This is a genomic window from Natrinema marinum, from assembly GCF_024296685.1.
Classification (GTDB): Archaea; Halobacteriota; Halobacteria; order Halobacteriales; family Natrialbaceae; genus Natrinema; species Natrinema marinum.
The window spans coordinates 2,249,471-2,260,560 of sequence record NZ_CP100763.1 but is presented as its reverse complement, the minus strand read 5'-3'; the positions used below and the strand labels follow the sequence as shown (position 1 = coordinate 2,260,560).

The following is an 11,090-nucleotide window of genomic DNA, read 5'->3' as shown; positions in this document are numbered from 1 at the left end:
CTCGCGGGTTCGCGGTGGGTCATGCGCTACGGGACGAGTCCGTGGCGCGTCGTCGAGACGCTACTCGGCTCGCTGCGAGTCGCGGTGTTAATCTTCGTGCTCGCGCGGAGCGTCCGATACTGACGCGCTGACCGCGGCCGGCGGCCATCGACGCCGCTCTCACTGCGTCGGTTCGTGTGGCAGTTCTCTGAGTCGCTCCTCGAGACAGACCTTGACGATCGATTTCGCGATCTCCGCTCCGCCCTGAATCGGATCGAGTTTCGTCTCGCCGGCGCGCTCGCGGTAGGCGATCGGGTGTTCGCGCACGTCGTAGCCGCGCAGCAGCGGCCGGATCAGCAGTTCGGCCGAGAGGCCCGTGTTCTCGGACCACTCGATCGATTCGACTACGTCGCGCCGGTAGGCGCGCATCCCGGTCGTCGTATCGTGGACCCGGGTCCCCATGAGGACGCTCGCGAGCGCGGCGAAGGCGTGGTTGCCGAAGCGGTTGAACGCCGGCATCGCGTCGGCCCCGTGGTAGAGTCGGTCGCCACTGACCACGTCGTAGCCCGCGTTGATCAACTCGAGGAACTCCGGGAGCTGCTCCATCGGGTAGGTATCGTCGCAGTCGGTGGTGACGACGATCGGCCGGTCGGGCTCGAGAATCGCCGCGCGGACGGCGACGCCGTACCCCTGCGGGTCCTGCTCGATCACCGTCGCGCCGTGTTCGCGGGCGATCTCGGGCGTGCGATCCGACGAGCCGTCGACGCAGACGACCTCGGCGTTCCCGTCGGTCACGTCCTCGACGTCCGAGATGACTTTCGCGATCGCTTCCTCTTCGTTGTACGTCCCCATGACGACGCTGACGTCGTCGAACGTGTACTCGTCCCCACCGTCCGTCGCCGCCGTTCGTTCCCCGCTGGTCATTGGCGGTACTCGCCGCCCATCGCACTTATTCTTTTAGGTTTGCCTAAACTAGTGGCTGGCCGTTACAGCGCTTCGAGCAGGTGATCGGCCGCCTTCAGCGCGAGCGCCGCGATCGTCAGCGTCGGGTTCATCGCGCCGCCGGTCGGGAAGACGCTGCTCGAGGCGATCCAGCAGTTCTCGAGGTCGTGGGTCCGCAGGTCGGGCCCGACGACGCTTTCGGCGGGATCGTCGCCCATCCGAGTCGTCCCCATGTGGTGGTAAGCCGGGCCGGTGTTGTCGGGGCCGACCTGCCAGGTGAGCTCCGCGCCGAGTTCCGCGAGGATCCGCTCTTGAATCTCGTTGACGCGCTCGATGGTGCGCAGTGCCCGATCGCCGACCGTCCAGTGGACGTCCGGGACTGGATTCCCGCGGTCGTCGATCCGGTCGGGATCGAGCGCAACGTAGCTGTCCTCTCTCGGGAGTTGTTCGACCAGCCCGCCCATCCCGATGTGGTTACCGTAGCCTTCGCGCAGGCGCTCGAGCAGGGCGTCGCCCCAGTCGTCGCCGGTCAGGGCCATCTCGATGGGCGACGGGCCGTCGTAGTTGAAGAATTCGAGCTTGAACGGCGCGTACTCCGCGTCGGCCTCGTCGTAGAACTGGTGGGACTCGCTCGTGAGGAAGCCGACGTGGTTCTGTCGCGTCGGCTCGTCGAGTACGCCGCCCGTGCCCGCAAAGCAGTGGTCCATGAAGAATTTGCCAACGAGGCCGCTCGAGTTGGCCAGCCCGTCGGGGTAGCGGCTCGACTCGGAGAGCAGCAGCAGGCGGGGCGTCTCGACGCCGCCGCAGGCGATCACGAAGGCGTCGGCCGCCTGTCGGTGCTCCTCGCCGTCGGGGGTGGCGTAGACCGCCGCCGTAATCTCGTCGGCGGTGTGCTCGAGGCGCTGGACGGGTGCGCGGTCGATCACCGTCGTCCCCCGCCGTTCGGCGCGCTCGACGTGGACCGTCGCGTCGTACTTCGCGCCGGAGGGACAGACCGGCTGACAGGTGCCGTAACCGACGCAGGCGCTCCGACCGTCGTGGGGCTCGGAGTTACGCGCGTTGGGGACGGAGTGCATCGCGATCTCGAGTTCCTCACAGGCCTCGGCGAACAGCGAGTCGCTATAGGAGGGCGGAAACGCCGGCATCGGGTGTGGCTCCTCGCGGGGCGGCGCGAAGGGGTTGTCCTGCGAACCGGCGACGCCGAGTTCGCGCTCCGCGGCGGCGTAGTACGGCCGGAGATCGTCGTAGTCGATCGGCCAGTCCGCGCCGACGCCGCGGACGCTCCGGGAGTCGAAATCGGCCTCGTGGAGCCGCATCACCATCCCCTGCCAGTGGAGCGTCGAGCCGCCGACGCCTCGAGCGCGCGCGTGATTCAGCGGGTAGAATCGCTCGCCTGTCGACGAGTAGGCGTCGCGCTCAGGGTCGCCGTCCCAGACCGCGGGGCGGTCGTAGTACGGGCGAATCGCCCGCTCCTGTCTGGCGAGCCTGTCGGCGTCGTCAAAGCGCGGCCCGGCCTCGAGGATCACGACCTCGCGGCCGGTCTCGGCGAGCCGGTCCGCGACGATGCCGCCAGCCGGACCCGCGCCGATCACGCAGACGTCGGCGTCCGCGACCGGCGTGCGATCCGTGGCCCCGTCGCGTACGGGCTCGGCCGACTCGGCCGGCGGTCGCCCCCCGCTCACGCCTCGGGCCCCCGCTGGTAGCTTCCGAGTCCGCCGGGATGGCCCTGCGGGTTCTCGAGCCCGACGAGTTCCCCGCCGGCCGGCGAGGCGTACAGCGCGAGCAGCAGTTCGTTCACCACGTAGTAGCGCACTCGCTCGGATGTCGTCCCCTCGGGGTGTTCGTTGGCGCTGTCGGCGTGTAGGTTCCGAAGGACCTGCTCGCGGTCGTCTCTCGACAGCGCCGCGAACCGGTCGTCGTACCACACTGACGCGTTCTCGTCCAGTTCCGCGACCGCCGCTTCCATCCCCTCGGCGTGCGATCGATCCTCGAGCCGGCCCTCGAGGAACGCCTCGACGAACGTCGCCGTCCCGGTGACCTCGCTCGGGTAGACGACTTCGGCGGCCGCGGCCAGCCCCTCGCGGAGTCGTTCGGTGTCGACCGGCTCGGTGCCCGGCGGGGCGACACAGCCCGAGAGCGTCCCACCGACGCCGAGGGCCGTCAGCGCGGCGACCGCGTCCCGTCTGGTCAGCTCCATGCGGCGAGATTAGGCAGACCTAAAACATATATTCGTTGGAACGAGTCGACTGCGTTTCGCTACCCCGCCGGCTCGAACGGCTCGAGCAGCGACGGCTCGTCGACCGACGGATCGTTCATAGCCGTCGACACCGGGTACGTCCGCATCTCCTCGGCCGGATGCGGCTCGAGTAACGCGCGCGGATCGTCGGCCGTCAGCCACCGGCGCTCGTCGTCCGGCTCGAGGATCACCGCCATTCGGTGGTGAAGATCCGCGACGAGGTCGTTCGGTTCCGTCGTCACGATAGTAAAGGTCTCGAGCGGGCCGCTCTCGGTTTCCTCGTCGACCCCGCCGCCGAACGCGTCCAGCCCGGTCTGGGTCGTTTTCGGTTCCCAGCGCTCCCAGAGACCGGCCAGCGCGAACACGCGCTCGTCCTCGAAACTGACTCGGTAGGGCTGTTTCCCGTCGTCGGTCTCGACCCACTCGTAGAAGCCGTCCGCCGGAACCAGACAGCGACGCCGCTGGTAGGCCTCCCGAAAGCTCGGCTTCTCGGCGACGGACTCCGCTCGCGCGTTGATCAGCCCGCCGCTGTCGTCGTCGGCCCACGACGGCACCAGCCCCCACTCGAGGTGCTGGATCGTCTCCGGCTCGGCGTCGGTGATAACCGGCAGCTCCTGGCCGGGGGCCATGTTGTAGCGAGGAGCGAACGACGGATCCGAGCCCGAGTCGGGGTCGGACGCGTCCCGAAACCGGGCGTCGAACCGCGCCTCGAGGTCGTCCTGCGCGACGGTGAGCGTGTAGCGACCGCACATGGTCGAGCAAACGGGCCGCGGGATCAAGTGTCCGTCGTCCGTCTTGCTACCCGGTCAGGACGGCCCGTAGCGCAAAGCGGAGGTTGTCCGTCCGCTCGGTAACCCGCCGGTAGAAGTACGACTTCCACTGGTCGCCGTAGGGGACGTACTGCCAGACCTCGTACTCCGCGGCCAGTTCCTCCTGGACGTTCTCGCGCACGCCCATGAGCAACTGGAACTCGAAGTCGGTGCCGTATCGGTCGTGGAGCGCTTTCGCGTGCTCGATCATCGCCGGATCGTGGCTCCCGACCGCGATGCCGCCGTCGTAGTGCTCGAAGGCGTACTCGAGCAGCGTCCGATACTCCTGGTCGACCCGTGTGCCGTCCGCGTAGGCCACGTCGGCCGGCGGATCGTAGGCGCCCTTGACGAATCGGACCTTGCCCGGCACGTCGGCGAGCCGGCGCACGTCCGCCCGCGTGCGCCTGAGGTTCGCCTGTACGCAGACGCCGACGCCGCCTCCGTGTTCGCGGGCGACGTTTTCGAAGGCGTCCAGCGTCGCGTCGGTCGTCGTGTGATCTTCCATGTCGATCCAGACGAAGACCCCGTGGTCGGCCGCGGCGTCGACGATCGCGGCCAGTTCCTCTCGGAAGACATCCTCGCCGATGTCTAACCCCAACTGGGACGGTTTGACCGAAATGCAGGCCTCGAGGCCCGAGCCCGCGATATCGTCGACCAGTTGCCGGTATTCGGCTGCGTCGGCGGTCGCATCGTCGCGGTCGTCGTAGTGTTCGCCCAGCAGGTTGAGGATCGCCTTCACGTCGCGGTCGTTCAGCCGGCGGACGTGCTCGAGCGCCGTCGCCGGCGACTCCCCCGCGACGAACCGGCTCGCGATCGGCGGGATCATAGGACGCAGAAAGCACGCCAGCGGTAAGGGTGTTCCTCCGATTTTCGACGCCTGTCTCCACGCGAGGCACGCTGGCTCGAGGTCCGATACGCCCTCTGTGTTCAATAACTGTATACAGCTTTCATGGATATTGTGGACAAGTTATTTATGATCGTTCCACCTGCCCATACGTATGACGGCAGGACCGCCGATAGACGAACTCCACTTCGAGGATGCACCGACCGTCGACGACGTTCCCGGTCCGAACACCCGGGCGCTGCTCGAGAAACAGCGCGAGATCGACAGTAGCGCGGTCGCCTACCCCGAAGACATCCCGATCGCATTCGAGGAGGGGAAGGGCGCGACGGTCCGCGATGCCGACGGTAACACCTACATCGACCTTTTCGCGGGGATCGGCGTGCTCAACGTCGGTCACTCGAACCCGTACGTGCTCGAGGCGGTCCACGAGCAGGCCGACAAGTTCGTTCACACGGTCGACTTCCCGACGGAAGCCCGGCTCGAACTGATCGAGAAACTCGACGAGATCGCCCCCGACGGCTTGCAGGGACAGAACAAGGTCGTCTTCGGCGGCCCGACCGGCAGCGACGCCATCGAGGCGTCGATCAAACTCGCCAAGTACAACACCGGCGGCGACGGGCTGATCGCGTTCCGCGGGGCCTACCACGGCGCGACGACCGGCGCGATGAGCGTCACGTCGAACAAGAAGTTCAAGGGCCACTACACGCCCCTGCTTCCCGATGTCGTCCACGCGCCCTATCCCCACCCGTTCCGACAGGACAAGTCGCCCGAGGAGGCGGTCGATCACGCGCTCGAGGAGGTCCAGGCCATCGTCGAGGACCCCTACGGCGGCCTCGCCAATCCGGCCGGCATCATCGTCGAGCCGATCCAAGGCGAGGGTGGCATCGTCACGCCGCCGGAGGGGTTCTTGCAGGGGCTGCGCGACATCGCCGACGACAACGACGTGACGCTCGTCTTCGACGAGATCCAGAGCGGACTCGGCCGCTCGGGCCAGTGGTGGGCCAGTGACTGGGCGGGCGTCACGCCCGACGCCATGACCTCCGCGAAGGCGCTGGGCGGCGTCGGCTTCCCGCTCTCGGCGACGATGTACCACGAGGACCTGGACACGTGGGGGTCGGGCGACCACGCCGGCACCTACCGCGGCCACGTCGTCGGCATGCGCGCCGGCACCCGCGCCATCGAGTATATCCAGGACCACGACCTGCTGGCCCACGCCCGCGACCTCGGCGAGTACATCCGGGGTCGCCTTCACGAGGCCGCAGACGAGACCGACCGGCTCGCCGATATCCGCGGGAAGGGCCTGTTCATCGGCGCGGAGTTCGTCGACGAAGACGGGACCCCCGACGGCGACCTCGTCGACGCGATCCAGCAGTACTGTTTCGAGCGCGGCGTCCTCGTCTGGACGGCCGGCCGCCACGGCAACGTGCTCCGGTTCCTCCCGCCGCTCGTGCTCACCCACGAGCTGGCCGAAACGGCCCTCGACATCGTCGTCGAGGCGATCGAGGCCGTGACCGCCGAAGCGGCTCAGACGGCCTGAGACGTACGAACGATGTCCGACACTACCCCCATCGAGACCGACGGCACGCCGAGCAACGACAACCCCTACTCCCAGGGCGTCCGCGCCGGCGACACGTGCTACGTCTCCGGCTACGGTCCGGTCGATCCCGACACCGGCGAGCCCGTCGAGGGCGACATCGAAGCACAGACCGACCGCGTGCTCGACAACATCGCCGCCGTCGTCGAGGAAGCCGGCGGCGACGGCCTCGCGGACGTGGTCAAGGTCACCGTCTACCTGACCGACCTCGAGGACTACGAGCGGGTCAACGCGGCCTACGACGCGCGGTTCGACGACGAGCCGCCCGCGAGAGTCTGCGTCGAGGTCGCGCGGCTGCCGGAGGATGTCCGCGTGGAGATGGACGCGATCGCGTACCTCGGCTGAGCGCCGGTCGAAGCCGGTCTTTCGGGCGTCCATCGCGACGATAGCGCGGTCGGGTGACCGGTCGTCGATCGAACGGACCTCGGGTTCGATCCGACAGCCTGTTACACTACCGGCGTAGAGACTGTGTACGATTATTGACTACCGTTAAGTAGCTGCTCGCCCTACTTTGCGGGAGAGAATGTCTCACGAGGCACGCACCAGACTGAGCGAGCTACGGCGGGCGTTTCACCGCCACCCCGAACCCGGCTGGCGCGAGTTTCGGACGACGGCCCGCGTCGTCGAGGAGCTCGAGCGGATCGGCGTCGACGAGATCGTCGTCGGCCGCGAGGCGCTGGCGACCGACGAGCGCATGGCGGTCCCTCCAGAGTCGGAACTCGAGCCATGGCGCGAACGAGCGCGCGAGGCGGGCGTCAGGCCGGACATCTTAGAGCGTACCGCCGACGGACACACCGGCGTGATCGCGGTCCTCGAGCAGGGCGAGGGGCCGTGTCTCGGTCTGCGCGTCGACCTCGACGCGATCTCGATGCGGGAGTCGACCGAGGGCGACCACCGGCCGGCCGCCGAGGGCTTTCGCTCCGAACACGACGGCTACATGCACGCCTGCGGCCACGACGCCCACCTCGCGATGGCCCTCGGCACGCTCGAGACGGTCAAGCGAAGCGACTTTTCCGGGACGTTAAAGGTCTTCTTCCAGCCCGCAGAGGAGATCTCCGGCGGGGGGAAGGCGATGGCCGAGAGCGGCTACCTCGACGATGTCGACTACCTGCTCGCGCTTCATATCGGCCTCGATCACCCGACCGGCGAGATCGTCGCCGGAATCGAGAAACCCCTGGCGATGGCCCACCTGACCGCGACCTTCGAGGGGGCGAGCGCCCACGCGGGGAAGGCGCCCAACGAGGGGGCAAACGCCATGCAAGCGGCGGCGACCGCCATCCAGAACGCCTACGGCATTCCGCGCCACAGCGACGGCCTGACGCGGGTGAACGTCGGCCACATCGAGGGCGGTACCGCGAGCAACGTCATCGCCGAGGAGGTCACCATGGAGGCCGAGGTCCGCGGCGAGACGACGGCCCTGATGGAGTACATGCGCACCGAACTCGAGCGGGTGCTCTACGCCGCCGCGGAGCTACACGACTGCGACGTGACGCCGCGGGTGATCAGCGAATCGCCCCGCGTCGACAGCCACCCCGCCTTACGGGACCTCGTCGGGAACGTCGCGTGGGAACTCGAAGGCGTCGACCGAGTCATTCCGAGCGAGGAGTTCGGCGTGAGCGAGGACGTCACCTACCTCATGCAGCGGGTTCAGGACAATGGTGGCCTCGCCTCCTACGTTCTGATCGGGACCGACCACCCGACGAGCCACCACACGCCCACGTTCGACGTCGACGAGGAGAGCCTCGAGATCGGTGTGGCGTTGCTGTCCGAGACCGCGGTGGAACTCTCGCGACGGCGGCCGTGACCTCAGTCTCCGTCCGCGAAATTGTTCGCACGGAATCACGTTCGGCGGATCAGAAACGTTAATTCGGACGCTACCTGTGTACTCTGTATGAGTCAGGACGACGTACCGGAGTCGCTCCAGACGGCTGCGGATTCGGATCGCCCGCGTGGGATTCTCACGCCCTCCGACCGCGACTTTCTGCTCGGCCGGAAAACCGACTACACCGACCACTCGAAAAAACAGAAGCGAAACCGCATCCGACGCCGAGTCCGTAACGCGATCCTCGATTTCAGCATTCTTTTCGAGTATATGGAGGAACGCGACCGGGAGACGGTCTTCGATCCCGATGCGGAGGACCGCGACGCCTACACGCAGGGGATCACCGACATGCTCGCCTTCCTCCACCTCGGGACGATGGGGTATCACACCCCGTTCAAGGACATGCTCTCCGAGGGCGTCGGCAAGGCCGAACAGCAGCTAGCCGGCTCGAACTACCGGATGGTCAACGTCGAGTTCAGCGTCGAACCGGTCGGCCAGATCGACGTCGACGAGGTCATCGAAAAGCTCGAGAACGAGGAGTTCGCCCAGCTCACCGACGAGGAACTCCGCGCGTTCGTTCGCCTGCTAACGATGTCGGACGGCTTTTCGCCGGCAGACTCCCGCGAGGAGATCAAGGATCGCGTCGACGAGTTCTCCGAGCAGGTGGCCGAAAGCGCCGACGATCGGGAGCGCACGCTCGAGGAACTGACGAACTGAGACGGTCGCCTTCGGATTCCGTTTTCGGTCGCCGGCGCTCGGGACTCGGTAGCGGGCCAGCTACGTCATCACCGTAGAACGGAGACTATCGATACTCAATTACTGACTCACTCGAAAACTGGCTAAAAGCAGCCACTCACCCAATAAATACCAAGAATGGGCTCAAATAGCCCATATAATTGGACTTAGAATTATGAATATCGGCTTAATGGGGCGTTCTTAGAGGTTTTACACCCAATACAAACTGTTGACAATCTCGGAGAGTGAGAAACACTTATTGTATACGGTGTCAATGGTAGCGGTATGCCATCACGCAGCATGGCGAATGGTAGGTGGAGACTCGGGCAAGCAACGACCTGTGGCTCGATTCGGGAGGTGAGACGATGAGCAGCGCCGACCAAGGGATGGTCGACGAGTTCCTCGAGGAGATCGATCCGATCGTCTTCGCGTTCGGTGCGTTGTTGACCGTCGGGGTGATCGGGATGTTCTTCGTCAACCGGAGCCTCGTCCGAGGGACGATCTCGACGCTCAACACTGTGATGCTCGAGTACCTGAACTGGGCACTGCTGGCGATCGTGTTCCTGATCGTTCTCTTCCTCTTGTTCTTGATCTTCAGTCCATGGGGCAAGCTCCGTTTCGGTGACGATCCACCCGAGTACAGCTTCCTCTCGTTCTTCGCGATGCTGTACTCTGCAGGCTTCGCGGCAGGTGTCGTGTTCTGGGGGCCGACGGAGGCACTGTTCTACTACGACAACCCATCGCCGCTGTTCGATGTCGGTAGCCAATCGGGCGCGGCGATGAGCATCGCCATCCAGCAGACGCTCTTCCACTGGGCGCTACCGCAGCTGGCCGTGTTCACGATCATGGGGATCGCGATCGGCTACTTCACGTACAACTACGACAACGTTCCCCTCCGGGTGTCCTCGGCACTCACGCCGATCCTCGGAAAGGAGAACCTGGACGGGCCGGTCGCGAAAGTCATCGACATCCTCGCCGTCTTTGCGACCATCGGTGGCGTCGCGACGTCGCTTGGCTTCATCGGGAGCCAGTTCATCAGCGGTCTCAACTACCAGTGGGGAGTCGACTTGGGGAACGCCGGGATCATCGTCGTGGTGACGACGATGACGCTCCTGTTCACTCTCTCGATGGTGCTGGGGGTCGACAAGGGGATCCGGCGGCTCTCGAACTTCAACATGATCCTCTTCGTCACCCTGCTGGTCGCGACCTTCGTTGTTGGTCCGTCGATCTTTCTGGTCCTGCTCGGAACGCAGGCCATCGGCGGGATGATCACTGACTTCGTCTCGATGAGCCTCTTCACCGGTGCCGGTGTCGAAGGAGGAACCGAGTGGGCGAACGCTTGGACCGTCTTCTACTGGGCCTGGGCGCTCTCGTGGTCGCCGTTCGCGGGACTGTTCATCGCACGGATCTCCCGCGGCCGAACCGTTCGTGAGGTCGCATTCACCGGTATCGTCGCGACCTCGGCAGCGACGATTCCGTGGTTCGTTTCGCTCGGCGGAACGGCCGTCTGGATGCAGCACAACGGGATCGCCGACTTCAGTCAGGTGATGGCGGGCGAACTCGGGCCCGAAACGACCGGCTTCATCATGTTCGACGCGTTCCCGCTCGGGACGGTGTTCATGGTCTCGTTCATGCTCCTCGTCACGACGTTCTTCATCACGTCGGCGGACTCGTCGACGCTCGCCGTTTCGATGATGACGACCGGCGGGAAGGCACATCCGTCGAACATCAACCGGATCTTCTGGGGCGTCGTCCTCGGGATGACTGCCGCGGTCCTGATGATCATCGGCGGCGTCAGCGCATTGCAGTCGGCGGCGATCATCACCGGCGCGCCGTTCGCCTTCGTCTGCTTCTTCGCGATGCTCGGACTGATCAAACACTTCAGTTCGACCGAAGGCCGTCTGCTACTGCAGGACGAAACCGTCCTCATCGGCTCGAGCAGGAAGGCCGAACCCGAATCGCCGCCCGGTGGCCCCGTCGAATCGGACGACGACTGAATCGCCTTCCATCCGCCCCCCTCGCTGGCCGACGCGCTTCGGCCGTCATGCTGTTCGTTTTTCGCGTCGTCGCGTCGTCCCGTCACGCTGGGTCTACGCCAAGCTATAACAAGTTTTAATGTACGAGGTACA

The 11,090-nt window shown here is 65.8% G+C and carries 10 protein-coding genes; 5 read left to right on the top strand and 5 right to left on the bottom strand.

What is annotated here, in order from left to right:
* Nucleotides 1–159 precede the first annotated feature (159 nt).
* From NKH51_RS11255 to NKH51_RS11235, 5 genes are all read right to left on the bottom strand, one after another.
* Nucleotides 160–903: a dolichyl-phosphate hexose transferase gene (locus NKH51_RS11255; protein WP_254761776.1), complete on the bottom strand. Its 744-nt coding sequence runs from the start codon at nt 901–903 to the stop codon at nt 160–162.
* A 62-nt stretch (nt 904–965) separates the two neighbouring features.
* Nucleotides 966–2,603, bottom strand: a complete 1,638-nt coding sequence (locus NKH51_RS11250) for a GMC family oxidoreductase (RefSeq protein WP_254761775.1) — start codon at nt 2,601–2,603, stop codon at nt 966–968.
* On the bottom strand, nt 2,600–3,118 hold the full coding sequence (locus NKH51_RS11245; RefSeq protein WP_254761774.1) for a gluconate 2-dehydrogenase subunit 3 family protein: 519 nt from the start codon (nt 3,116–3,118) through the stop codon (nt 2,600–2,602). The genes NKH51_RS11250 and NKH51_RS11245 overlap by 4 nt, the downstream gene beginning before the upstream one ends.
* A gap of 59 nt (nt 3,119–3,177) precedes the next feature.
* Nucleotides 3,178–3,909 (bottom strand): SOS response-associated peptidase, encoded by a 732-nt coding sequence (locus tag NKH51_RS11240; protein WP_254761773.1) that lies wholly within the window; start codon nt 3,907–3,909, stop codon nt 3,178–3,180.
* 46 nt (nt 3,910–3,955) lie between these two features.
* Nucleotides 3,956–4,792, bottom strand: coding sequence for a proline dehydrogenase family protein (locus tag NKH51_RS11235; protein ID WP_254761772.1), 837 nt, complete (start codon nt 4,790–4,792; stop codon nt 3,956–3,958).
* 172 nt (nt 4,793–4,964) lie between these two features.
* Here NKH51_RS11235 and NKH51_RS11230 point away from each other — a divergent pair, with 172 nt between their 5' ends.
* From NKH51_RS11230 to NKH51_RS11210, 5 genes are all read left to right on the top strand, one after another.
* Nucleotides 4,965–6,347 (top strand): aspartate aminotransferase family protein, encoded by a 1,383-nt coding sequence (locus tag NKH51_RS11230; RefSeq protein WP_254761771.1) that lies wholly within the window; start codon nt 4,965–4,967, stop codon nt 6,345–6,347.
* A gap of 12 nt (nt 6,348–6,359) precedes the next feature.
* On the top strand, nt 6,360–6,749 hold the full coding sequence (locus tag NKH51_RS11225; protein ID WP_254761770.1) for a Rid family detoxifying hydrolase: 390 nt from the start codon (nt 6,360–6,362) through the stop codon (nt 6,747–6,749).
* Nucleotides 6,750–6,927: 178 nt separating this feature from the next.
* Nucleotides 6,928–8,208 carry an amidohydrolase gene (locus NKH51_RS11220; RefSeq protein WP_254761769.1) on the top strand — a complete coding sequence of 427 codons (1,281 nt, stop codon included), beginning with the start codon at nt 6,928–6,930 and terminating at the stop codon, nt 8,206–8,208.
* An 87-nt stretch (nt 8,209–8,295) separates the two neighbouring features.
* Nucleotides 8,296–8,943: a DUF8102 family protein gene (locus NKH51_RS11215; RefSeq protein WP_254761768.1), complete on the top strand. Its 648-nt coding sequence runs from the start codon at nt 8,296–8,298 to the stop codon at nt 8,941–8,943.
* A 383-nt stretch (nt 8,944–9,326) separates the two neighbouring features.
* Nucleotides 9,327–10,958: a BCCT family transporter gene (locus tag NKH51_RS11210; protein WP_254761767.1), complete on the top strand. Its 1,632-nt coding sequence runs from the start codon at nt 9,327–9,329 to the stop codon at nt 10,956–10,958.
* Nucleotides 10,959–11,090 lie beyond the last annotated feature (132 nt).